The organism is Methylobacterium sp. Leaf100 (genome assembly GCF_001422845.1).
Classification (GTDB): Bacteria; Pseudomonadota; Alphaproteobacteria; order Rhizobiales; family Beijerinckiaceae; genus Methylobacterium.
The window spans coordinates 149,493-172,439 of the sequence record NZ_LMMW01000056.1; the positions used below are offsets into that span (position 1 = coordinate 149,493).

24 protein-coding genes are annotated in these 22,947 nt (G+C 70.6%); 14 read left to right on the forward strand and 10 right to left on the reverse strand.

The genetic code is table 11. From position 1 onward, the window contains the following. Positions 1 to 31 precede the first annotated feature (31 nt). Entirely contained in the window at positions 32 to 481 is a 450-nt protein-coding gene (locus tag ASF25_RS18225) for a cupin domain-containing protein (RefSeq protein ID WP_056172440.1), read from the forward strand. Here ASF25_RS18225 and ASF25_RS18230 read toward each other — a convergent pair. Beyond that, positions 478 to 1,347 carry a DMT family transporter gene (locus tag ASF25_RS18230; protein ID WP_056172437.1) on the reverse strand — a complete coding sequence of 290 codons (870 nt, stop codon included), beginning with the start codon at positions 1,345 to 1,347 and terminating at the stop codon, positions 478 to 480. The two genes, ASF25_RS18225 and ASF25_RS18230, sit on opposite strands and share 4 nt — an antisense overlap. Positions 1,348 to 1,517: 170 nt before the next feature. Between ASF25_RS18230 and ASF25_RS18235 the strand changes: the two genes are divergently transcribed. Continuing rightward, a complete protein-coding gene (locus ASF25_RS18235; protein ID WP_056306321.1) occupies positions 1,518 to 2,747 on the forward strand; it encodes a glycerophosphodiester phosphodiesterase family protein in 1,230 nt (409 codons plus the stop codon). Positions 2,748 to 2,790: 43 nt separating this feature from the next. On the opposite strand, the gene phbB is transcribed toward ASF25_RS18235, so the two are convergent. Then, positions 2,791 to 3,519, reverse strand: coding sequence for an acetoacetyl-CoA reductase (gene phbB, locus ASF25_RS18240; RefSeq protein WP_056266695.1), 729 nt, complete (start codon positions 3,517 to 3,519; stop codon positions 2,791 to 2,793). Positions 3,520 to 3,654: 135 nt separating this feature from the next. Further along, positions 3,655 to 4,836 (reverse strand): acetyl-CoA C-acetyltransferase, encoded by a 1,182-nt coding sequence (locus ASF25_RS18245; protein ID WP_056172427.1) that lies wholly within the window; start codon positions 4,834 to 4,836, stop codon positions 3,655 to 3,657. A gap of 328 nt (positions 4,837 to 5,164) precedes the next feature. Between ASF25_RS18245 and phaR the strand changes: the two genes are divergently transcribed. After that, a complete protein-coding gene (gene phaR / locus ASF25_RS18250) occupies positions 5,165 to 5,779 on the forward strand; it encodes a polyhydroxyalkanoate synthesis repressor PhaR (RefSeq protein ID WP_056172424.1) in 615 nt (204 codons plus the stop codon). Positions 5,780 to 5,874: 95 nt separating this feature from the next. Then, entirely contained in the window at positions 5,875 to 6,114 is a 240-nt protein-coding gene (locus ASF25_RS22260; protein ID WP_082502908.1) for a hypothetical protein, read from the forward strand. Between the two features lie 157 nt (positions 6,115 to 6,271). On the opposite strand, the gene rpmF is transcribed toward ASF25_RS22260, so the two are convergent. After that, on the reverse strand, positions 6,272 to 6,460 hold the full coding sequence (gene rpmF / locus ASF25_RS18255; RefSeq protein ID WP_056306323.1) for a 50S ribosomal protein L32: 189 nt from the start codon (positions 6,458 to 6,460) through the stop codon (positions 6,272 to 6,274). A 363-nt stretch (positions 6,461 to 6,823) separates the two neighbouring features. Between rpmF and ASF25_RS18260 the strand changes: the two genes are divergently transcribed. The 6 genes from ASF25_RS18260 (at position 6,824) to rpoN (ending at position 12,377) form a co-directional block, all read left to right on the forward strand. Then, the gene (locus ASF25_RS18260) at positions 6,824 to 7,240 is read left to right on the forward strand and encodes a helix-hairpin-helix domain-containing protein (protein ID WP_056306325.1); all 417 of its coding nucleotides are present in this window, start codon (positions 6,824 to 6,826) and stop codon (positions 7,238 to 7,240) included. Positions 7,241 to 7,340: 100 nt separating this feature from the next. Then, positions 7,341 to 7,967 (forward strand): ribonuclease D, encoded by a 627-nt coding sequence (locus ASF25_RS18265; RefSeq protein ID WP_056306327.1) that lies wholly within the window; start codon positions 7,341 to 7,343, stop codon positions 7,965 to 7,967. Positions 7,968 to 8,170: 203 nt separating this feature from the next. Continuing rightward, positions 8,171 to 8,911, forward strand: coding sequence for a hypothetical protein (locus ASF25_RS18270; protein ID WP_056172411.1), 741 nt, complete (start codon positions 8,171 to 8,173; stop codon positions 8,909 to 8,911). Continuing rightward, positions 8,908 to 9,645 carry an LptA/OstA family protein gene (locus tag ASF25_RS18275; protein ID WP_056306329.1) on the forward strand — a complete coding sequence of 246 codons (738 nt, stop codon included), beginning with the start codon at positions 8,908 to 8,910 and terminating at the stop codon, positions 9,643 to 9,645. Before ASF25_RS18270 ends, ASF25_RS18275 begins: the two co-directional genes overlap by 4 nt. Before the next feature lie 53 nt (positions 9,646 to 9,698). Then, positions 9,699 to 10,490, forward strand: coding sequence for an LPS export ABC transporter ATP-binding protein (gene lptB / locus ASF25_RS18280; protein ID WP_244473093.1), 792 nt, complete (start codon positions 9,699 to 9,701; stop codon positions 10,488 to 10,490). A gap of 315 nt (positions 10,491 to 10,805) precedes the next feature. After that, a complete protein-coding gene (gene rpoN, locus ASF25_RS18285; RefSeq protein WP_082502910.1) occupies positions 10,806 to 12,377 on the forward strand; it encodes an RNA polymerase factor sigma-54 in 1,572 nt (523 codons plus the stop codon). A gap of 11 nt (positions 12,378 to 12,388) precedes the next feature. Here the strand turns inward: rpoN and ggt are convergent, their stop codons facing one another. From ggt to rlmN, 3 genes are all read right to left on the reverse strand, one after another. After that, the gene (ggt, locus tag ASF25_RS18290; protein WP_056306333.1) at positions 12,389 to 14,119 is read right to left on the reverse strand and encodes a gamma-glutamyltransferase; all 1,731 of its coding nucleotides are present in this window, start codon (positions 14,117 to 14,119) and stop codon (positions 12,389 to 12,391) included. Next, positions 14,120 to 14,608, reverse strand: a complete 489-nt coding sequence (locus ASF25_RS18295; protein ID WP_056172400.1) for a hypothetical protein — start codon at positions 14,606 to 14,608, stop codon at positions 14,120 to 14,122. It lies immediately after the preceding gene. A gap of 70 nt (positions 14,609 to 14,678) precedes the next feature. Beyond that, positions 14,679 to 15,980 carry a 23S rRNA (adenine(2503)-C(2))-methyltransferase RlmN gene (rlmN, locus tag ASF25_RS18300; RefSeq protein ID WP_056172397.1) on the reverse strand — a complete coding sequence of 434 codons (1,302 nt, stop codon included), beginning with the start codon at positions 15,978 to 15,980 and terminating at the stop codon, positions 14,679 to 14,681. Positions 15,981 to 16,137: 157 nt separating this feature from the next. On the opposite strand from rlmN, the gene ASF25_RS18305 reads away from it, so the two are divergent. Further along, complete coding sequence (locus ASF25_RS18305) at positions 16,138 to 16,821, forward strand: spermidine synthase (RefSeq protein ID WP_056267089.1); 684 nt, start codon at positions 16,138 to 16,140, stop codon at positions 16,819 to 16,821. A 1-nt stretch (position 16,822) separates the two neighbouring features. Here ASF25_RS18305 and ASF25_RS18310 read toward each other — a convergent pair whose 3' ends face one another. From ASF25_RS18310 to ASF25_RS18320, 3 genes are all read right to left on the reverse strand, one after another. Continuing rightward, on the reverse strand, positions 16,823 to 17,023 hold the full coding sequence (locus tag ASF25_RS18310; protein ID WP_056266684.1) for a hypothetical protein: 201 nt from the start codon (positions 17,021 to 17,023) through the stop codon (positions 16,823 to 16,825). 115 nt (positions 17,024 to 17,138) lie between these two features. Further along, positions 17,139 to 17,438, reverse strand: coding sequence for a hypothetical protein (locus ASF25_RS18315; protein ID WP_056306335.1), 300 nt, complete (start codon positions 17,436 to 17,438; stop codon positions 17,139 to 17,141). Between the two features lie 40 nt (positions 17,439 to 17,478). Beyond that, positions 17,479 to 18,087 (reverse strand): GNAT family N-acetyltransferase, encoded by a 609-nt coding sequence (locus ASF25_RS18320; RefSeq protein ID WP_244473086.1) that lies wholly within the window; start codon positions 18,085 to 18,087, stop codon positions 17,479 to 17,481. A 237-nt stretch (positions 18,088 to 18,324) separates the two neighbouring features. Here ASF25_RS18320 and zapE point away from each other — a divergent pair, with 237 nt between their 5' ends. From zapE to ASF25_RS18335, 3 genes are all read left to right on the forward strand, one after another. Continuing rightward, the gene (gene zapE, locus ASF25_RS18325; RefSeq protein WP_244473087.1) at positions 18,325 to 19,554 is read left to right on the forward strand and encodes a cell division protein ZapE; all 1,230 of its coding nucleotides are present in this window, start codon (positions 18,325 to 18,327) and stop codon (positions 19,552 to 19,554) included. 390 nt (positions 19,555 to 19,944) lie between these two features. Next, positions 19,945 to 20,424 carry a (2Fe-2S)-binding protein gene (locus ASF25_RS18330; protein WP_056089887.1) on the forward strand — a complete coding sequence of 160 codons (480 nt, stop codon included), beginning with the start codon at positions 19,945 to 19,947 and terminating at the stop codon, positions 20,422 to 20,424. Further along, on the forward strand, positions 20,421 to 22,760 hold the full coding sequence (locus tag ASF25_RS18335) for a xanthine dehydrogenase family protein molybdopterin-binding subunit (RefSeq protein WP_056172378.1): 2,340 nt from the start codon (positions 20,421 to 20,423) through the stop codon (positions 22,758 to 22,760). Before ASF25_RS18330 ends, ASF25_RS18335 begins: the two co-directional genes overlap by 4 nt. Positions 22,761 to 22,947: the final 187 nt, after the last annotated feature.

Here is a 22,947-nt window from a genome sequence, read left to right on the forward strand (position 1 = left end):
GCCGTCTCACCCGCAACAGAACGGAATGCCCATGGGCCCTGGACCGGGCGGCCCGACCGCCGCCGAAATCATCGCCCGCTTGCGGTTGGCCCCGCACCCGGAGGGCGGGCATTACCGCGAGACCTTTCGCGATGCCCGCACCATCGACGGGCGCTCCGTCGGCAGCGCGATCTATTACCTGCTCGATACGGGCGAGGTCTCGGAGTGGCACCGGGTCGATGCCGCCGAGATCTGGCACTGGCACGCCGGCGCGCCGCTGGTGATCACCCAGAGCCCCAACGGGCACGACGCGACGGCGGCCTATCTCGGGCCCGACCTCGCGCGCGGGCAGCAGCCGCAGATCGTCGTGCCGGCCGGCCATTGGCAGACGGCCACGAGCCTCGGGGCCTGGACGCTGGTCGGCTGCACGGTCGCGCCGGCCTTCGAGTTTGCCGGCTTCGAGATGGCTCCCCCGGACTGGCGGCCGACCCCGCGGACCTAACGGTCGCCGGCCCGCGAGGCCCGGACGGCGATCCCGGCGCCCAGGATGATGAGGGCGCAGGCCAGTCCAAGGGCTGGGCTCGGGTCCGCGTAGCCGCCGGCCACGAGGGTGATGGTCGAGAGCACGGGCGCCGCATAGGCGGCGACGCCGAGGAGCCGAAGGTCGCCCCGCTTCACGCCGACGTCCCAGAGGTAGAAGGCGGCGCCCACGGGGCCGAGGCCGAGGGCGAGGACTGCGCCCCATTGCACGGCGCCCACCGGCCACAGCGTCGTCTCGAAGGCCCAATGGCAGGCGAGGCTCAGGGCGGCGGTGCCGAGGCAGAAGCCCGCCACCGCGTCCGTCGGCACCGCGCCGACCCGCGCGGAAAGCACGGAATAGGCCGACCAGACGAAGGCGGCCGCCAGAGCCGCGAGGTAGCCGGGCAGTGCCCCGGGCTGGAAATCGAGGCCGCCCCGCCCGGCGAACAGGGCCACGACGCCGGCCAAGCCCAGGGCGGCGCCGACGAGATGCCCGGCGCGCAGGCCGGCCGCGCCCGGCATCTGCGCCGACAGGAGCACGATGAGCAGGGGCCAGAGATAGTTGATCAGGCCGGCTTCCGCCGGCGGCGCGAGGCGCAGCGCGGCGAAGTAGAGGGAATGGTAGCCGAACAGGCCGCCGATGCCGAGGAGCCAGACCGGCCAGGGTTGACGCAGGGCCCGAAGACCCGGCGGACGCACGATCCAGCTGGCGCAGCCCGCGAGTCCCCCGATGGCGAAGGTCATCGCGGCGAGCTGGAACGGCGGTACCGCCCCCGACAGCGCCGTCAGCAGGGCGAGCAGCGACCACAGCAGGATAGCACCGAAGCCGAGAAGAGTCGCGGTGGACATGGAGGGCCGGGGTGGACTTGGAAGGGCCGGGGTGGCGCGCGCGGAGGCCCCTGTTCCACGCCGGCACGCCGAAAGGCAACATCGGTGCGCCACCAGTCTTTCACGGGCCGGTCACGGGTCCGGGCTACCGCTCGATACCGGTGTGAACGAAGCGCGGAGCGCGGAGAGCCATGCGGAGCATCATCCTGGGAGCGGCGCTCCTCGCCGGGCTGTCCGGCGGCGAGGCGCGCGCCGGCGAGATCGCTCAGATCGGACCGCGTCCGTTCTACCTCGTCGACAGCATGAAGCCCGGCCCGGTGCAGGATCGCCTTCGGGCCTGCGGTTCCGACAGAACCTACACGGCCCGCGCCTTCTCGATCGCGCATCGAGGCGCCCCGCTGCAATTTCCCGAGCACACCCGGGAGGGCGTCCGCGCGGCGGCCCGCATGGGGGCCGGTTCGATCGAATGCGACGTCGTCTTCACGCGGGACCGGCACCTGGTCTGCCGGCATGCGCAGTGCGACCTCCACACCACCACCGACATCCTGGCGCGGCCCGAACTCGCGGCGAAATGCAGCCGCGACTTCCAACCGGCCGATCCCGCCACCGGGCGCAAGGCGAGCGCGCGCTGCTGCACCAGCGACCTGACGCTGGCCGAGTTCCGGACCCTGAACGGAAAGAGGGACGCCTTCGACGCAGAGGCCACGACCCGCGCCGCCTACATGAACGCCACCCCGCGCTGGCGTACGGACCTCTACGCCACCACCGGCACCCCGATGACCCACGGCGAGTACATCGTCCTGGTGAAATCCCTCGGGCGCCGGTTCATCCCGGAACTGAAGGCGCCCGAGGTCGCGATGCCGTTCGGGGGCTACACTCAGGATCAGTACGCGCAGGCGATGATCGATGCCTACCGCCAGGCGGGGGTGCCGGCCGCCGACGTCCGGCCGCAGAGTTTCCAGCTGCGGGACATCCTGTATTGGCTGGAGGCGGAGCCGGACTTCGGCCGGCAGGCGCTTTGGCTCGACAACCGCGACGAGACCGATCCGGGCTTCGACCCCGAGACGCCCGCGAGCTGGAAACCCGGCATGGCGGACCTCGCCGCCCTCGGCCTGCGCACGCTGGCGCCGCCGCTCTGGATGCTGGTGCGGGTGGGGGCCGGCGGGGGCATCGAGCCGTCCGCCTACGCGCGCGCGGCGAAGGCCGCCGGCCTCGAGCTGATCACCTGGTCGTTGGAGCGCTCGGGACCGCTGAAGGGCGGGGGCGGATACTACTACAAGTCCATCCGGCCGCTGATCGAGCGGGACGGCGACGTGCTCGCCCTCCTCGACGTCCTGTACCGGGACGTGGGTGTGACGGGGGTCTTCTCGGACTGGCCGGCGACGACGACGTTCTACGCCAACTGCATGGGGATCGAGTGAGGGGCGCGGCTCCCCCCCGCGGGGAAGCCGCGCGGGAGCCGTATCAGGCGATGTACTGGCCGCCGTTGATGGTGAGCGTCGAGCCGGTGACGAAGCCCGAATCCTCCGCCGCGAGGTACTCCACCGCGCGGGCGATCTCCTCGGCCTCGCCGAGGCGGCCGACGGGGATCGTGGAGATGATCTTGTTGCGGATGTCTTCCGCCACCGCCATCACCATCTCGGTGGCGACGTAGCCCGGCGCGATCACGTTGACGGTGATGCCCTTGCCGGCGCTCTCCTGGGCGAGCGCCTTGGCGAAGCCGATGACGCCGGCCTTGGCGGCCGAGTAGTTGGTCTGGCCGGCCTGGCCCTTCTGGCCGTTGATCGACGAGATCAGGATGATGCGGCCGAAGTTGCGCGAACGCATGCCTTCGATGAGCGGACGCGTGCAGGTGAACATCGAATCGAGGTTGGTCTTGATGACCGCCTGCCACTTCTCGAAGCTCATCTTGTGGAACGCGCCGTCGCGGGTGATGCCGGCGTTGTTCACCAGGATGTCGATGGGACCGACCTCGGCCTCGATCTGCTTGATGCCGGCCTCGCAGGCGGCGTAATCGCCGACGTCGAACTTGAAGACCGGAATGCCGGTCTCGGCCTTGAAGGCGTTGGCGGCTTCGTCGTTGCCGCCGTAATTGGCGGCGACCTTGTAGCCCTTGGCCTGAAGGCCCTTCGAGATGGCGGCACCGATGCCGCGCGTTCCACCCGTGACGAGGGCGACGCGTTCTTGAGCCATGATATCCTCCGGTTCGTGTTTTTTTGGCAGGTTCGCGAGTGGGTCGTGCGCGGCTTTAGCTGGCGAGGCAGCCGGCGCGCGACCCATTTAAATTTGCGGCGCCATCAAGAATTATGGCGCCGCAAGGCCGTGCGATCAGACGCGCTCGATGCACATGGCGACGCCCATGCCGCCGCCGATGCACAGGGTGGCGAGACCCTTCTTGGCGTCGCGGCGCTTGAGCTCGTGCAGCAGGGTGACGAGGACGCGGGCGCCGGAGGCGCCGATGGGGTGGCCGATGGCGATGGCGCCGCCGTTGACGTTCACCTTGTCGGTGTCCCAGCCCATGTCCTTGTTCACGGCGAGCGCCTGGGCGGCGAAGGCCTCGTTGGCCTCGATCAGGTCGAGGTCGGACGGCGTCCAGCCGGCCTTGTCCAGGGCCTTGCGCGAGGCCGGGATCGGGCCGGTGCCCATCACCTTCGGGTCGACGCCGGCGGTGGCCCAGGACACGATGCGGGCGAGCGGCGTGATGCCCCGGCGCTCGGCCTCGGAGGCGGACATCAGCACGATGGCGGCGGCGCCGTCGTTGAGGCCCGAAGCGTTGGCGGCCGTCACGGTGCCGTCCTTCGAGAAGGCGGGCTTGAGCTTGGCCATCGCCTCGATGGTGGCGCCGTCACGGATGTACTCGTCGGTGTCGACGATGGTGTCGCCCTTGCGGCCCGGCACGGTGACGGGGCAGATCTCGTCCTTGAAGCGGCCTTCCTTGCGGGCGGCCTCGGCCTTGTTCTGCGACTTCGTCGCGAACTCGTCCTGCTGCTCGCGGGTGAGCTGGAAGGCCTGGGCCACGTTCTCGGCGGTGGTACCCATGTGGTAGCCGTTGAAGGCGTCCCACAGGCCGTCCTTGATCATGGTGTCGACGAGCTTGACGTCGCCCATCTTCTGGCCGCCGCGCAGGTACTGCGCGTGGGGGGAGAGCGACATCGATTCCTGGCCGCCGGCCACGATGACCGTGGCGTCGCCGTTGGCGATCTGCTGCATGCCGAGGGCGACGGTGCGAAGCCCCGAGCCGCAAACCTGGTTGACGCCCCAGGCCGTGGCCTTCTCGGGGATGCCGGCCTTGATGGCGGCCTGGCGGGCCGGGTTCTGTCCGGCGCCGGCGGTGAGCACCTGACCGAAGATCACCTCGTCCACGTCGTCGGGGGAGACGCCGGCCCGCTCCAGGGCGGCCTTGATCGCCACGGCCCCGAGGTCATGGGCGGGTACGGTGTTGAAGGCGCCGCCGAACGAACCGACGGCGGTGCGGGCCGCCCCGACGATGACGATATCTTCTGCTGCCATGGTGACGTTCTCCTCATGCCGGCCGGCGCTGCGTTGTCGCTTACGGGTGAGCGTGCGCGCCTTGTGCCGTTGCCATCGGATGAAAGCCCACGACCCCGCGAAGTCAAGGCGCTTTGGCGAGGACGCGGAGGCTCTGTCATACCCGTGGGTGCGGAGACCGGCACTATTCCGCGTGGACGGCGGTCAGATAGGTGTTTTCGTCGGCGGGCGAACGCCTTAAGATGAATCTAGGCGGATCTGGAGTGTTCACGGCTCCGTGTGCGTCGTCGAAGATCGAGCCGCAAGGATCGAGCGACCTGCATGATCGCGTTGGGAGAGGCCCCCAGAGATGGCGGACAACGGTAAGTCCAACCACACCGTTATCAAGAAGTACGCCAACCGGCGCCTCTACCATACCGGCACCTCGACCTACGTCACCCTCGAGGATCTCTCGACGATGGTCCAGAACGGTGAGGACTTCCTCGTCTACGACGCCCGTTCGGGCGACGACATCACCCGCTCGGTGCTCACCCAGATCATCTTCGAGCAGGAGAACAAGGCCGGCGACGACAACCTGCTGCCGGTCGCGTTCCTGCGCCAGCTCATTCGCTTCTACGGCGACAGCATGCGCACCATGGTGCCGAGCTTCCTCGAATTCTCCATGGCCAACTTCGCCCGCGACCAGGACGGTCTGCGCGAGAAGATGACCCAGAGCTTCGCCCCCACGGTGTTCCAGAACGCCATGGAGGAGCAGGTGCGGGCCAACATGAGCTTCTTCGGCGACGCCATGAAGATGTTCACGACCTTCGGCACGGGTCCCCTCTCGGGCATGGGCTCGCACCCCTCCGCCGCGCCGCGCCCGGCGCAGGCGGCGGTTCCGACGCCCACGGGGGCCGACCTCGACGATCTCAAGCGCCAGATGGCCGAGATGCAGTCGCGCCTCGAGGATCTCTCGAAGAAGTAGGGTCCCGCCGCCGCCCCAGGATGAAAGGTTGACGAACCGTTAACGTCGGCCCACCTCTTGCGCATCTCACCCCGGTTCACACGGGAATGGATGCGATGGGGCGATCTGGAACAGGCCGACGTCCGGAAACGGAACAGGCGCCGGTCTACGATCTCGTGGTGGTTCCCGGCGGCGTCGAAGCGCAGGGCTTCCGGCGAGTCGCTTCCGCACGGGCGAATGCGGGTTTCCTCACCCACCTTCTCGTCAGCGCCGACCCGGCCATGCGCCCCGCACGGCTGGAGCGGACGCGCCTGGCCGCGGCCACCTATGCGGCTGCGGGTCGACGCATCGCCTGATCATCGGTCCAATACGAAAAACCGCGCCCGCTCTCGCAGGGCACGGTCTGTTCGCGCTCCGTCGGAACCGGTCTTCCGTCAGACCTGGTCCACGGGCGCGGTCCGTCGAACCCGGGCCGCCGGAGCGGCCATCCCGCCCGAGGGCGCGGCGTCGGGTTCAGGCCTCGGCCGACTTCATCTTGAGGACCTGACGGCCGCGGTACATGCCGGTCTTCAGGTCGATGTGGTGGGGACGGCGCAGCTCGCCCGAATCCTTGTCGGCGACGTAGGTCGGAGCCTTGAGGGCGTCGGCGGACCGGCGCATGCCGCGCCGCGAGGGGGAGGTCTTGCGCTTCGGAACGGCCATGGGATGATCCTGTCGATGGCAAAAATGGCGCCTCAGGCGATCCCCCTCCGGGAGGACGCCTCGGCACCGTGTTCAAACGGAGATTCGAGGCCGGGCTTATAGCCGCGCGCGGTCGTCCTGGCTAGGGCACCGGGCGGAAAAGTGGAGCCGGTCTCCGCCGCGGCGATACGGGCGGAAAAGCGTACGGATCAAGATCTCGCGCGGTGATCCGGCGTTCCGCCAAGGCCTGCGCGGCGCAGTCGCATCGTTAACCAAGGCCTGCGCGGCGCAGTCGCATCGTTAAGCGGCGGTTCAACCGCGTTTGTCTAGGTCTTCGAAGGTTGGCGCGGCACCGCGATCACGCCATCGACCCGGGAGTGTCCCATGCCGTCATCCCTTCTTCGCAGCCTCGTCGTCCTGGCCGGCCTCGCCACCGTTCCCGCACTGGCGCAGGCTCCGAGCCCTTCTGCCCCGAGCCCCACAATCCCCACGACGAAGCCTGCCCCGGCGGTGCCGGCGCCCTCGAATCCCACTCCCCCCACCGTCACGCCGCCGAAGGCGCCGACGACGGCCGCCCAGCCCGAGTCGGGCAAGGCCGAGACGGGCAAGGCCGCGCTCATCGACCTCAACAGCGCCAGTCCCGCCGAACTCGATGCCCTGCCGGGCATCGGCGCGGCCCGCGCCGCCGCCATCGTCAAGGGCCGGCCCTATCGCGGCAAGGACGAGCTCGTCTCGAAGAAGGTCCTGTCGCAGGGCGTCTACGACGGTATCAAGGACAAGGTGATCGCCAAGCAGAAGTAAGCGCTCATGGCGCGCGGCGGATCGGGTATCCGCCGCGCTTGTCCGCCCGGGGGCCGGGTGTTACGCGCGGAGCCGTCTGTCTCCATCCGCGAAGTCCCCCATGCCGCCCCAACCCCTCGTGCGCGTCCATCGTGGCGACCTGCCCGCCGATTACGTCGCCGGCCCCGCCATCGCCATCGACACGGAGACCCTCGGGCTGAACCCGCACCGGGACCGGCTCTGCGTGGTTCAGATCTCGCGGGGGGACGGCAGCGCCGACGTGGTGCAGATCATCCCCGGCGGCCCGGTGCCGGAGGTCCTCGCCCGGGTGATGGGCGATCCCGGCACCCTCAAGATCTTCCATTTCGGCCGGTTCGACCTCGCCGTGCTGTTCAACGCGCTCGGGGTGATGCCTGCCCCGGTCTACTGCACCAAGATCGCCTCGAAGCTCGCGCGGACCTACACCGACCGCCATGGGCTCAAGGATGTGGTCCGCGAACTCGTCGGCGTCGACCTGTCGAAGCAGCAGCAATCCTCCGACTGGGGCGCCGAGACCCTGAGTCAGGCGCAGATCGACTACGCGGCCTCCGACGTCCTCTATCTCCACGCCGTCCGTGGCCGCCTCGACGCGATGCTGGCCCGCGAGGGGCGGACGGAGATGGCCCAGGCCTGCTTCGACTTCCTGCCGACCCGCGCCCGCCTCGACCTCGCCGGCTGGCCGGAGACCGACATCTTCGCCCACACCTGACGGAATTCTTCGCCGAGCCTTCGTCTTCGGCAAGTCTCTGTCTTCGCCAAGCCTTCGTCTTGGACAGGGCCTCGCTTCCATGGGGCGGTGCGTCCTCGCACATGAGCGCGGCCGGGCGTGCGGGCGCCCTTGATGATTTGGCAACGGGGTGGTCATAACTTCGCCATGGCCCGCGCGCATCCGGCGGCATGTTTGGGACTGTCATGCAGGTGGGCGAGGCCATCGAGACCGAGACATCCGGCGGCCCGCGCGCCGATGCGCGCCGCACCCGCGCCCATGCGCGCGCCCGCAGCCACAGCACCCGCGTCCGAACCCTGCGGCGGGTCATCCCCCTGGTGGCCGGCACGGCGGTGCTGGCCCTCGCGGCCGTCCTGTTCAATCCGTTCGGCACGAGCCTGCCGGGCGTGAGCGTCGGCCCCGTCAGCCTGTCCGGCACCAAGGTGAAGATGGAGAGCCCGCGCCTGTCCGGCTTCCGCCAGGGCGAGCGCGGCTACGAGGTCACGGCCACGGCGGCGTTCCAGGACGTGCGCAAGCCGACCCTCATCGAATTGCAGGCCATGAAGGGCCGCCTCAACACCGACGACAAGGGCGGCCGCGCCCATCTCGAGGCGGCGTCGGGCCTGTTCGACACGGCCCGGGAAGCCCTGACCCTGGAGCAGGACATCCGGATCTGGACCGACAAGGGCGAGGAGATCCGCCTGAAGTCGGCCGCCGTCGATTTCAAGGCCGGCACGGTCAAGTCGAACGAGACCGTCACGGTGACGATCCCGAGCGGCACCGTGGTGGCCGACACCCTCGACGTCACCGACAGCGGCCACGTCATCTCCTTCGTGGGCAACGTCCACACGGTGCTGCACGAACTCGACAGGCCGGACAAACCCGCCAAGCCCCCCCGCGTCCTCACCTCCGCGGCCGAGCCGACGGATGGGGAGTCCCGCCCGTGATCGCCCTGCGGTCCGTCGGCTGGGCGGCCCTCGCCGCCGGTCTCGCCCTCGCGGTGCCGGCCGGTGCGCAGACGGCCGCCCCCGCTCTGAAGAAGGAGAAGCCCGCCGGCGGCCTCGGCAATCTCGGCGGCGGCGGCAAGGAGCCGATCAAGATCGACGCCGACCGCCTCGACGTGTTCGACCGCGAGAACAAGGCCGTCTTCGCCGGCAACGTGGTGGCCGTGCAGGGCGACAGCACCATCCGCTGTTCCAGCATGACCGTGCGGTACAAGCGGGGCAAGAAAGACGACAAGAAGGGGGACGCGGCCCGGGAGCCGGCCGCCGACACGGCCGAGGCCTCGGAAAAACCCGCCGGCGGGATGGGCGAGAACGGCATCCAGCGCGTCGAGTGCGCCGGCCCCGTCACCGTGGTGCAGAAGGACCAGGTCGCGACGGGCGACAACGCGGTGTTCGACCAGGAGGCCAAGCGCATCGTGGTCACCGGCAACGTCGTGCTCAGCCAGTGCCAGAACGTGACCCGCGGCTCGCGCCTCGTCTACGACATGAACACCGGCCGGGCGAACATGGACCCCGTGGCCGGCGGCCGGGTCTCGGCCCTGTTCGTGCCGCAGAAGGAGGACGGCCCGAAGACCGGCAAGGGCTGCGCGACGCCCCCCGCCGCGGCCAAGGCTGTCCAGAAACCGGCGGACGGCAAGCCCGCCGAGGCGGCCAGGCCCCGGGCGCAGGCGAATTGAGCGCCGCGTCGCCGGTGTCTGCCGCCCCGGTCCAGCCGTCCCTGTTCAGCCGGATGTTCGGTCGGGGCCGCCGCGACGCGGCCGCCGCGCGCGAGGCCGCGATCCTCGCCGAGGGCGGCGGGCCGGGCATCCTGCACGTGCGCGGCCTGCGCAAGAGCTACGGCGCCCGCACCGTGGTGCACGAGGCCGGCCTCACCGTGCGCAACGGCGAGGCGGTGGGTCTGCTCGGTCCCAACGGCGCCGGCAAGACCACGATCTTCTACATGATCACCGGCCTCGTCTCGGCCGATCGCGGATCGATCAGCCTCGACGGCCTGCCGATCACCCACCTGCCGATGTACCAGCGCGCGCGCCTCGGCATCGGCTACCTGCCGCAGGAAGCCTCGATCTTCCGCGGCCTCACGGTGGAGGACAACATCCGGGCCGTGCTCGAAGTGGCCGAGCCCGACCGCAAGGAGCGGGCGAAGAAGCTCGACTCCCTGCTGGAGGAGTTCGACATCGCGCGCCTGCGCAAGTCCCCCTCCATCGCCCTGTCGGGCGGCGAGCGCCGGCGCTGCGAGATCGCCCGGGCGCTGGCCTCGTCCCCGAGCTTCATGTTGCTCGACGAGCCCTTCGCGGGCATCGACCCCATCGCGGTGGGGGACATCCAGGATCTGGTGAAGCACCTGAAGCAGCGCGGCATCGGCGTGCTCATCACCGACCACAACGTGCGCGAGACCCTGGGACTCATCGACCGGGCCTACATCGCCCATTCGGGCCGGATCCTCACGGAGGGCACGCCCGAGGAGATCGTCGCCAACCCCGAGGCGCGGCGGCTCTATCTCGGCGAGGATTTCCGCCTCTAAGCCGGGTTCGCTGAAACGGCCCCCGAACCGAGTGCGGCCCCGCGACGGCCCATTTCGCCCCATCCGAGACGCGTCGTCCGCCGCGTCCGGGAAGGCTTTCGTTACCGCCCCGATGTGATGCTGACACCACGCCGCGGCGGCGCGTGCAGGCGGCTGGGCAATTTTTAGGCACCGAGCACCCAACACACTTTGACGTGGGCGCAGGTTGGGGCTAAACCTCGAAACGGTAAAAAGAAGCAAGATTGATGCCGAAGTTCGGCCCGCGCTGCCGCGCGCCGCCGAGCGGAGGTGCGACTCGGGGATCGGGACCTTACCATGAGTCTGGTGCAACGGCTGGAAATGCGCCAGGGCCAAGCCCTGGTGATGACGCCTCAGCTCCTGCAGGCGATCAAGCTCCTTCAACTCTCCCATCTCGACCTCACCGCCTATGTGGACGCGGAACTCGAGCGCAATCCGCTCCTCGAACGCGCCGAGGGCGAAACCGGGGACGAGCGTACCCCCGGCGAGACCCCGTCCGAATCCTCCGTCGACCGCCAGGGCGAGGAGGGGGGCGATTTCGACGGCGGCGATTTCGAGGGTGGCGAAGAGCCCTGGATCGCCACCACCCTGACGGCGAGCGGCGCCGACATGGAGGGCGCCCTCGACACCCGCCTCGACAACGTGTTCGCGGACGAGAACCCCACCCATGCCCGCGAGGCGGCGTCGGGCGACATGCTGTCCCTGACACCGGCACCCTACGGCAACACCGGAGGCTCCTTCGACGGCCAGGCCCCGGATTTCGAAGCGACCCTCACCTCCGAGATGTCCCTGCGCGAGCATCTGGTCGCCCAGCTCGACCTCGCCACCCGCGATCCGGCCGACCGTCTCATCGCCGGCTTCCTCATCGATGCCGTGGACGACGCCGGCTACTGCCGCGAATCCATCGACGACCTCGCCGAGCGGCTCGGCACGTCCCTCGACACCGTCGCGCGCGTGCTGAAACTGGTGCAGAGCTTCGAGCCGGCCGGCATCGCCGCCCGCGACCTCGCCGAATGCCTCGCCCTGCAGCTGCGCGACCGCGACCGGTTCGATCCGGCGATGCAGGCCCTGGTCTCGCGCCTCGACCTCGTGGCCAAGCGCGATTTCGCCTCGCTCCGGCGCCTCTGCGGCGTCGACGACGAGGACCTCGTCGACATGCTGGCCGAGCTGCGCCGCCTCGACCCGAAGCCCGGCCGCGCCTTCGGGGCCCGGGCCGTCGAGGTGCTGATCCCCGACGTGTTCGTGCGCGCCGCCCCCGACGGGTCGTGGCTGGTGGAATTGAACGCCGAGGCCCTGCCGCGCGTTCTGGTGAACCAGAGCTACTACGCCCGCGTCTCGCGCGGGGCGCAGGCCGAGGGCGACAAGGCGTTCCTGTCCGAATGCCTGCAGACGGCGAACTGGCTCACCCGCAGCCTGGAGCAGCGCGCCCGCACCATCCTCAAGGTCGCCTCCGAGATCGTGCGCCAGCAGGACGCGTTCTTCCTGCACGGGGTCGCGCACCTGCGCCCCCTCAACCTCAAGACCGTCGCCGAGGCCATCGGCATGCACGAATCCACCGTCTCGCGGGTGACCTCGAACAAGTCCATCGGCACGAGCCGGGGCACCCTGGAGATGAAGTACTTCTTCACGGCCGCCATTCCGGGCGCCGCCGGCACCGCCGCGCATTCCTCGGAGGCCGTGCGCCACCGGATCAAGCAGCTCGTCGACGGCGAGGCCCGCAGCGACGTGCTCTCCGACGACGCCCTGGTGCAGAAACTGCGCGACGAGGGCATCGACATCGCCCGCCGCACGGTGGCGAAGTACCGGGAATCCCTACGGATTCCCTCCTCCATCGAGCGCAGGCGCGAGCATTTCGCCTACGCGCGGTAGGGGAGCCCCCCTCAGTACCCCTCCGCCAGGGTGCCGCGCTGGCGGGGGTCGGCCGCTCCGGCCACGAGCCCGTCCGCGGTCATCACCGAATTGGCCGAGCCCGAGGCCGGCGCCACCACCACCCGGTGGCCGCGCGCCCGCAGGATCGCGAGGGTGTCGGGCGAGACGCCTTCCTCCACCGTGAGCACGTCCGGGCGCCACTGGTGGTGGATGCGCGGAGCCGCCACCGCCTGCAGCAGGTTCATGCGGAAATCGACGACGTTGACGATGGTCTGCAGCACCGTCGAGATGATGCGGCTGCCGCCCGGACTCCCCGTCACGAGGAGCAGCTTGCCGTCCCGGAACACGAAGGCCGGCGTCATGGAGGACAGGGGCCGGGCGCCCGGCGCCACGGCGTTGGCCTCGCCGCCGACGAGGCCATAGGCGTTGAGCGCCCCGGTCTTGGCGGAAAAGTCGTCCATCTCGTTGTTGAGCAGCACCCCGGTGCCGGGGGCGACGAGGCCCATCCCGTAGGAAAAGTTCAGGGTGGTGGTGTTCGAGACCGCGTTGCCCTCGGCATCCATCACCGAGAAATGCGTGGTCTGGTCGGACTCGTGGGGGAGGGGATCGCCGGCCTTTACCTCCGCCGCCGGACGGGCGCGGGCCGGGTCGATGGCCGCGCGCAACCCCTCGGCGTAGGATTTGGCCGTCAGCCCCTCGACGGGGATCTGCGACCGCGTCGGGTCGCCGAGCCAGGTGGCCCGGTCGGCATAGGCCGGCTTCATCGACTCGGCGAGGGTGTGGATCGCGTCGGCGCTGCCCGCCCCCATCCGGGCGAGATCGAAGCCCTCCAGCATGTTGAGGATCTCGATGAGGTGGATCCCCCCCGAACTCGGGGGCGGCATCGATGCGATGGACAGGCCCCGATAGGTACCGCGCACGGGTTGGCGGATCACCGGTCGGTAGGCGGCTAAGTCCTCCGCCGTCACGACGCCGCCGGCCTCCTGAACGGCCCGCGCGATGGCCACCGCGATGGGGCCGGTGTGGAACGCGTCGGGGCCGTCCTTGGCGATGGCCCGCAGCGTAGCGGCGAGGTCGGTCTGCACCAGCCGCTCGCCGCGACGGAGTGGTCTGTCGCCGGCAAAGAAGATCGCTCGGCTCGACGGCCAGCGCCCGAGCAGGTCGACGGCGCGGGGCAGGGAATCGGCGAGGCCGGCCTCGACGTCGATGCCCTCGCGGGCCAGCCGCTCGGCCGGGGCGACGAGGTCGGCGAGGGTGAAGCGGCCCGACCCGTAGAGCCGGTGCGCCTCGGCCAAGCCCCGCACGGTGCCGGGCACGCCGACCGCCTTGCCCGTGCGGGTGGAGGCGGCGTGGTCGGGCTCGCCCCGCGCGTCGAGGAACATGTCGGCGCGGGCCGCCGCCGGGGCGGTCTCGCGGTAGTCGATGGCCACGGTCTCGGCGGGGCTCGCCCGATGCACCATCATGAAGCCGCCGCCGCCGAGGTTGCCCGCGCGCGGCAGGGTGACGGCCAGCGCGAAGCCCACGGCCACGGCGGCGTCGACGGCGTTGCCGCCGGCCTTGAGGATCGCAACGCCGACCCGCGTCGCCCGCGCCTCCTGCGAGGAGACCATGCCGTGCGCGGCCAGTACCGGCAGCATCCGGGCGGTGTCCGACTGGATCGGCGAGGAATCCGCCTGAGCCCACGCCGCGTGGGGGAGGCCGAGCAGGAGGCAGAGGGCGAGGACTGGGGTCTGGCGGCGCATTCACACGGCTCCGTCGCGCGGGCCGAAGCGGCCCGCCACCAGCCAATAGACGAGGCCCGAGGCCGCGCCCGTGAGAAACAGGATGGCGGTGATGCGACCCTCCTGGGCGAAGGCCTGCGTGTCGCCGGCGCGGGCCGCGGACCGGGCGAGCCACGGCACGAGCGCCGTGAGGAGGCCCGTGCCGGCGCCGTACCAGGCGGCGGACCGCCAGTTCAGGGTCTCGCCGATCACCGCCAGGGCGACGGGCGGCAGCACGAGGAGGAGGAACAGGGCGCGGGCGAAGGCGGCGAGAGCGAACAGAATCGTCTCGGGGCCGATTCCGGAGGCGAGGTCGTTCAGCCCCTCGAACAGGCCGGCGAGCCCGAGGCTCCCGAGCACGTCGCGTGAGACCGGATCGAGCATGGCTCCCAGCCCGAGGACGAACGCGCCGCACGGGATCGCCAGGAGCAGGGCGAGGCATCCGACGAAGACGCGGCCGAGGAACCGCATGGTGACGCCCTCTTGGATGTGTTGGAAACGCGGCCCTCCTCCCCGCAAGGGGGAAGGGGGTGTCAGGCCATCAATCGTCGTCGCCGTCGTCGGCGCCCGCGTAGACGCCCTCGGCGCCGATCCCGTCCTCCAGCATCATCCGGGCGCGGGCGCGCAGCTTCTCGGTCTCGCTCTTGAGCTGACCGCAGGCGGCGAGGATGTCGCGGCCGCGCGGGGTGCGCACGGGGGACGCGTAGCCGGCGTCGTAGACGATCTCGGAGAAGCGCTCGATGCGCTCCCAGTCGGAGCATTCGTAGACGCTGCCGGGCCAGGGGTTGAACGGGATGAGGTTGATCTTGGCCGGAATGCCCTGGAGCAGCCGCACCAGCTCGCGGGCATCGGCGTCGGTGTCGTTGATGCCCTTCAGCATCACGTATTCGAAGGTGATGCGCCGGGCGTTGTTGAGGCCCGGATAGTTGCGGCAGGCGGCGATGAGTTCGGCCAGCGGATACTTGCGGTTGAGCGGCACCAGGGTATCGCGAAGATCGTCGCGCACGGCGTGAAGCGAGATCGCCAGCATGGCGTGGGCGTCGGTGCCGAGGCGCTGCATCTGCGGCACCACGCCGGAGGTCGAGACGGTGATGCGCCGGCGCGACAGGCCCAGGCCCTCCTGGTCGGCCATGACGCCCACGGAATCGATGACGTTGTCGATGTTGTAGAGGGGCTCGCCCATGCCCATGAACACGATGTTGGTCACCGCGCGGCGAACCTCGTCGGCCCCGGCCGGCGTCGGATTCTGCCCGGCCCAGTCGTTGAGGTGGTCGCGCGCCACCACCACCTGCGCGACGATCTCGGCCGCCGTCAGGTTGCGCACGAGGCGCTGGGTGCCCGTGTGGCAGAACGAGCAGGTGAGGGTGCAGCCGACCTGGCTCGAGACACAGAGGGTGCCCCGGCCCCGGCCGGGAATGTAGACGCACTCGATCTCGGCGCCGCGATTGTGGTCGTGCTTGCCCGTCGGCGCCATGCGCATGAGCCACTTGCGGGTGCCGTCCCGCGAGACCTGCTCGGTGATCACCTCCGGCCGGTCGAGGGTGTAGGCGCGCGCCAGATCCGCCTTCAGGCCCTTGCCGACATTGGTCATGTCGTCGAAGTGCTTGGCGCCGCGCACGTTGACCCAGTGCCAGATCTGGCCCGACCGCATGCGCTGCTCGCGCTCGGACACGCCGATGGCGCCAAGCCGCGCCTTGAGGTCGTCCCGGGTCAGGCCGACGAGGGAGGACCGCCCGAGGGGGCCGCCGAGGGGCGTCGTCTCCGGCGCGAACTCGGGCAGCTTCTCGATTGCGGGGGCGGCGCTCGCGTCGCCCCGGGCGGTGTCGAACGACGCCGTCGCCATGGTCTTGGAACCTTCGATCTGGAATCGGTCCGATATAGGCGATCGGCGCGGCGAAGGCGAATACGGGTGCGGCATGGCCGGCGTGCACCGGGTTGGGCGCGGTGCGCCGGGTGTGGTACCGGGCGCCACGCCTGTTCTGACGCCCGCGAGGTTCGCCGTGATTCCCTGGGTCGCCCTCGACACCGCCCCGATCCCGGGCACAACCGACGAGCTGCGTCTGCTCCAGCGCGGCCATGAATTCCTCATCCGGATCGGCCGCAACGACCTGATGAACAGCCGCCTCAGCGGCTCGGAGGAGGCGCTGGCGACCTTGACGGCGGCGCGGATCGGCGGACGGGCCGGGGCGAAGGTCCTCATCGGCGGCTTCGGCATGGGCTTCACCCTGCGGGCGGCCCTGGACGCCCTGGGGCCGGATGCGCGGCTGGTGGTGGCTGAACTGGTGCCGGCGGTGCTCACCTGGGGGCGCGGCCCCCTGGCCCACATCTCCGCCGATGCCCTGTCCGACCCCCGGGTCGAGGCGCGGGAGGCCGATGTCGCCGCCCTGATCCGGTCCTCTGCGCTGGCCTTCGACGCGATCCTCCTCGATGTCGATAACGGCCCCGAGGGGCTGACCCGGGCGGAGAACGACCGGCTCTACGACGTGGGCGGGCTGGCTGCGGCGCGCAACGCCCTGCGCCCCGGCGGCGTGCTCGCCGTGTGGTCGGCCCATCCCGATCCGGCCTTCACCCAGCGCCTCGTCCGCGCCGGGTTCGCCGTGGAAGCGGTGTCCGTGCGGGCCGGGCGGGGGCGGGGCGCCCGCCACACGATCTGGCTCGCCGTGCGGCCGGAGCGGGCGAAATAGGTCAGCCCGTGGCGCGCAGGCCGTCGCGGCGGCGGCTCAGGCGCGTGGCGCCGTAGATTGCGGCGAGCTGGCGCCGGGCCGCCTTGACCGGAGGGGCGTCGCGCTCGGCGCAGGCCGCCGCGATGGTCCGCAGGGTGTCGGCGACGGAGCGCTGCAGGCGCAGGTCGCCGGGCTGGCGCGCGACGTGATCGCTGGTGCTCATGCGTGTGGCCCCTCGGTGCCGGCCCCCCCCGCGGGGCGTTGCCGCCAGCATCGGCACGGGGCTTGGCCGCAACATGGCAGCTTGGCCGTGACGCGTCCTGTCGGGACTGCGATGCCTATTCGCGGCCGCCGCCCTCGGTGAAGCGGTCGTGGCAGGTGTAGCCGACGAAGCAGCGCGGCGTGTCGCGCGTCAGCTCGAAGGCCGGCCGCGTCGTTTCCGGCAGGGGGCAGAAGCCGCCGTCGCGCACGAACAGGGCGTAGGTGAACGGCCCCGTCGTGAGCACGATGGCGCCCGTGCGGGCGACGAGGCCGGCCGCCTCGGCACAGATCATCTCCGGCATGGCCGGCCGCGGCTGGCCGAACCCTTGGCCGGAGGAGACGAGCAGGACGGCGGTGGCGAACAGGGTGGGGCGCATGGCGGGAGCCACTCTCGAAAGCGTGATCCCCAGTGTGGCCTCACGCGGCGGCGAGCGCCAGGGTGAAGTCGAACGCCTCGGTGACGCTCTCCTGCCACAGGGAAACGGGCGTCGGCCGGGCGAGGTGAAGCGCCCCCTCGGCCTCCCCGTCCGCCATCCGCAGGTCGGCGCCGACCCGGAGGGCGAGGTTCTGCATCGGCCGGTTCCGGCTGAGGCAGCGCACCCGCAGGTCGCGTACGCCGCGATTGCGCGCCGCCCCGGCGATCCGGCGAAACAGGGCGTGGCCGAGGCCGTTGCGCCGGTAGCCGCGCTCCACCGCGAAGGCGGCCTCCGCCTCGGCGCCGAGCCGGTAGCGCGACGGCGGCGCCCGGGTCGGTCGCAGCTCACCGAGGGCCCGTAGGGTGCCGTCGACGAACCCGCCGAACACCACGCCGTCGATCCTCAGGGCCCGGCGCGCATAGGCCAGGGCGGCCGCGTCGCTCAAGGTGCCCATGAAGCGGTTGGCGCGGGTCTCCGGATCGAGGCGCAGGAAGTAGGCCTCCACCGCCGCGGCATCGCTCGGCCACAGGCGGCGGATGACGGGGTGCAGGGCGCGCGGTTCCGATCGGGGTTCGCGTGTTCGGGATTCGGGCATTCGGGGCTCGGGCATGGTGATGCCTCTCCGGCGTGAGGGCGCGCCGCGGCGCGCCGGAATCCGGGCATTGCCTCCCTCAAGGCCGGGCAGATGTGGCATCGCCACCCGATTTGTGCAATGCAGCAAAACGTCATGCCGGCCCTGTCGCTGGCATACCAATCACCCCGCTTGATCCGGCCCCGGACGCGCGGCAGACCCGGATCGTGCGGGCCGCCCGTCCCGGTCCCGGCCCCTGCGTCGAGGCTTACCGTCGTGAGTTCATCAGCCCCCGTGGCGCCGTCCGATCACGCCCGTTCGGGCGCGGTCTCCCCCGGTCCGGTCTTCGAGCGCTACGAGGCCCTGGTGGCGTCGGGCGCCATCGAGCGCGACCCGGCGCAGGTCCACCTCGTGCGGGCGCTGGACGGTCTGGCGCAGGAACTCGGCCGGCGCCGGCGCGCCCGCAAGGGCAGCGCGCTGGGCTGGCTGTTCGGGCGCAAGGCGGATCCGGCCGCCGTGCCGAAGGGCCTCTACATCTGGGGCTCCGTCGGCCGGGGCAAGACCATGCTGATGGACCTGTTCCACGAGGCGGCACCCGGCCCGAAGCGCCGGGTGCACTTCCACGGCTTCCTCGCCGACGCGCACGAGCGCATCCACGCCCACCGCCAGGCCCTCAAGGCCGGCACGGCGAAGGGCGACGATCCGATCCCCGTGGTGGCCGACGCGCTGGCCGACGAGGCGACCCTGCTGTGCTTCGACGAGTTCACCGTCACCGACATCGCCGACGCGATGATCCTGGGGCGCCTGTTCGACGCCCTGTTCAAGCGGGGTGTCACCGTGGTGGCGACCTCCAACGTCGAGCCCGACCGGCTCTACGAGGGCGGCCTCAACCGGGCCCTGTTCCTGCCCTTCGTCGCCGAGCTGCAGAACCGCGTTGACGTCCTGCGCCTCGATTCGCGCACGGATTTCCGGCTGGAGAAGCTCGGGGGCGCCTCGGTCTATCACGTGCCCGCGGACGCGGAGGCCGAGGCGGCCCTCGCCCGCGCCTTCAAGGGTCTCACGGGCAAGGCCCGGGGCAGGCCCGCCACCGTGCGGGTGAAGGGGCGGGACGTGCCGGTGCCGGAAGAGGCGGCGGGCGTGGCGCGCTTCACCTTCGCGGATCTCTGCGCGCAGCCGCTCGGGGCCTCCGACTACATGGCCGTGGCACGGGCCTTCCACACGGTGATCCTCGCCGACATCCCGGTGATGAGCGCGGAGACCCGCAACGAGGCCAAGCGCTTCATCACCCTGGTCGACACCTTCTACGATGCCCACGTGAAGCTCGTCGCCTCGGCGGCGGCCGAGCCGCCGGGGCTCTACACGGCCACCGACGGCCGCGAGGCCTTCGAGTTCGACCGTACGGTGTCGCGCCTCATCGAGATGCGTTCTTCGGAGTATCTCGCCCTGCCGCACGGGGCCGGGGATTCGGAGGCGTCGGGATCGAGCGCGGGTCTGGTCGAGACCTGAGACCGCGATCGCCGCCCCACGCACTGCCCCTCACGTGCGATCGCGGCCCGCGGTCGCAGCGGCGCGGGTGAAGTTTGTGCGCCAACGCACATCCATAGTGCCGGATCGTCCCGGTCAGGGAGCCGGATCGGACCTCCGGCGTTGCACTGCAGCACGCGCTGCATTTAATTGGTCTCATTCCGAAGAACGACGTCGCGCCCGCCGCGCCGCCCATGCCGCCGCCGTCCGGTGGCGGTTGCCGTTCCTGCAGGAAGCCGGGGCTCTCCGCGCGAGCGATCGATGCGGGACCGCGACACGGATCGCGTGCCCGGACGCCGACCACGCGACCCAGACGGGCGGCCCGACGGTCCACGACCGCCGGAATCGCCCGATTCAGGATAGGACAGACCAATGATCAAACTCACCGTGAACGGGGCTGAACGCAGCTTCGACGGCGATCCCGACATGCCGCTGCTGTGGTACCTGCGCGACGAGGTCGGTCTCACCGGCACCAAGTTCGGCTGTGGCCAGGCGCTGTGCGGCGCCTGTACCATCCATGTCGGCGGCACCGCCGTGCGCGGCTGCGTCACGCCGGTCTCGGCCGCCGAGGGTCAGGCCGTCGTCACCATCGAGGGCCTGTCCCCCGACGGCAACCACCCGGTCCAGGCGGCCTGGCGCGACCTCAACGTCGCCCAGTGCGGCTATTGCCAGTGCGGGCAGATGATGCAGGCCGCCTCGCTCCTCACCGATACCCCGAAGCCCACGGACGCACAGATCGACGAGGCCATGAGCGGCAACCTGTGCCGCTGCGGCACCTACCCGCGCATCCGCGCCGCCATCCATCAGGCCGCCGGCCAGGCTGCCCCCGCCGCCAAGGGAGAGCGCCTGTGATCCACGATTCGAAGATGATGGCCGAAGCCACCGCGACCCAAGACACCGCCCCGACGGCCCTCGCCAATGTCAGCCGCCGCGCCATGCTGGGCGGCATGGGTGCCCTGGTGCTCGCCCTGTCGTGGCGTGATTCGGCGAAAGCCGAGGACAAGGCGAACGAGCCGAAAAAATTCGGCGCCGATGCCATGCCGCACGGGTGGCAGGACGACCCGAAGGTGTTCGTCGCCATTGCGCCCGACGGCACCGTGACGGTGACCTGCCACCGCGCCGAGATGGGCCAGGGGGTTCGCACCTCCATCGCCTTCGTGGTCGCCGACGAACTCGAAGCCACCTGGGACAAGGTGAAGGTCGCCCAGGCCTGGGGCGACGAGACCCGCTTCGGCAACCAGGACACGGACGGGTCGCGCTCGCTCCGCCACTTCTTCCAGCACCTGCGCCACGCCGGGGCCGCCGCCCGCCTGATGCTGGTCCAGGCCGCCGCCAAGCAGTGGAACGTGCCGGTCTCGGAAGTGAAGGCCGAGAACCACGTCGTCACCCACGCCAAATCCAAGCGCAGCCTCGGCTACGGCGAGATCGCGGCGGCAGCGGCCGAACTGCCGGTGCCGGCCCGCGAATCCGTGACGCTCAAGGATTCGAAGGACTTCAAGTACATCGGCAAGGGCAAGATCGGCCTCGTCGACAACCGCGACATCACCACGGGCAAGGCCGTCTACGGCCTCGACACCAAGATCGACGGGATGCTCTACGCCCTCGTCGCCCGCCCGCCGGTCTTCGGCGGCAAGGTGGTGAGCTACGACGACACCGAGGCCAAGAAAGTCCCGGGCGTCGTCAAGATCTTCAAGATCGACGCCCCGGAGGCACCGGTCGAGTTCCAGCCGCTGGGCGGCGTTGCGGTCATCGCGAAAAACACCTGGGCGGCCATGAAGGCCCGCGAGGCCCTCAAAGTGACCTGGGACGACGGCCCCAATGCCTCCTACGACTCCGTCGCCTTCCGGGGCGAGCTGGAGAAGGCGGTGCGTGCCCCCGGCAAGGTCGTGCGCAACCAGGGCGACGTCGACGGCGCGATGGCGAAGGCCAAGAAGCGGGTCGAGGCCGAATACTTCGTGCCCCACCTCGTCCAGGCCCCGATGGAGCCGCCGGCCGCCGTGGTGCGGATCAAGGACGGTTTCTGCGAGGCCTGGGCCTGCACCCAGGCGCCGCAGGCGACCCACGACCGGCTGGCGAAGAAGTTGAATCTCGCGGCCGACAAGGTGCGGGTCAACCAGACCCTGCTCGGCGGCGGTTTCGGCCGCAAGTCGAAGCCGGATTACGTGCTCGAAGCGGCCCTGTGCTCCCAGGCCGTGGACGGCGCCCCGGTGAAGCTGACCTGGACCCGTGAGGACGACCTGCACCACGGCTACTACCACACCATCTCGGTGGAGCGCCTGGAAGCCGGCCTCGACGACAAGGGCATGCCGGTGGCTTGGCTCCACCGTTCGGCGGCCCCCACCATCGGGTCGATCTTCGCGGCGGGCGCCAAGAACGAACTCCCGTTCGAGCTCGGCATGGGCCTCACCAACACGCCGTTCGCCGTACCCAACATCCGTCTCGAGAACCCGGCGGCCGACGCGCACGTGCGCATCGGCTGGTTCCGCTCGGTCTCGAACATCCCGCACGCCTTCGCGATCCAGTCGTTCGTGAACGAGTTGGCGCATGCGGCGGGGCGGGACCCGAAGGAGTACCTGCTCGCCCTCATCGGCCCCGATCGCAAGATCGATCCGACGACGCTCGGCGATGTCTGGAACTACGGCGAGGACCCGGCCCGCTACCCCATCGACACGGCACGCCTGCGCGGGGTCATCGAGGCGGCGGCCAAGGGCATCGGCTGGGGCCGCAAGATGGCGAAGAACACCGGGCTCGGCATCGCCGGTCACTACAGCTTCGTCACCCACACGGCGGTCGCCGCCGAGGTGGAGGTCGGGGCCAAGGGCGAGGTCGTGGTCAAGCGCGTCGACATCGCCGTCGATTGCGGACCGCAGGTGAACCCGGAGCGCATCCGGTCGCAGATGGAAGGCGCCGTGGTCATGGGGATGGGCCTCGCGCTCTCGGCCGAGATCACGTTCAAGGACGGTCGCGCCCAGCAGAACAACTTCGACGGCTACGAGATCACCCGCATCGACGCCGCCCCGAAGGAGATCCACGTCCACCTGCTGCCGAACCCAAACTTCTCGGGGCCGCTGGGCGGCGTCGGCGAGCCGGGCGTGCCGCCGGTCGCCCCCGCCATCGCCAACGCGATCTTCGCGGCCACGGGCCGTCGCATCCGGCAACTGCCGATCCGCGACCAGCTCAGCGCCTGAGCGGACGCCCCTCGGGGCGCCGCGACGAACCCGGCCCTGGGCCGGTGCCTCTCCGGGAACTTCACGACGATGGACAGCACGAGAAACGGGGGTGTCGCATCGCGCGGCACCCCTTTTTCATGGTCGGGCGCGACGAAAAACGGTGGTTCCGCCATCCGGGCCGGAGCCGTCCCGCCTCCCGGCGGGT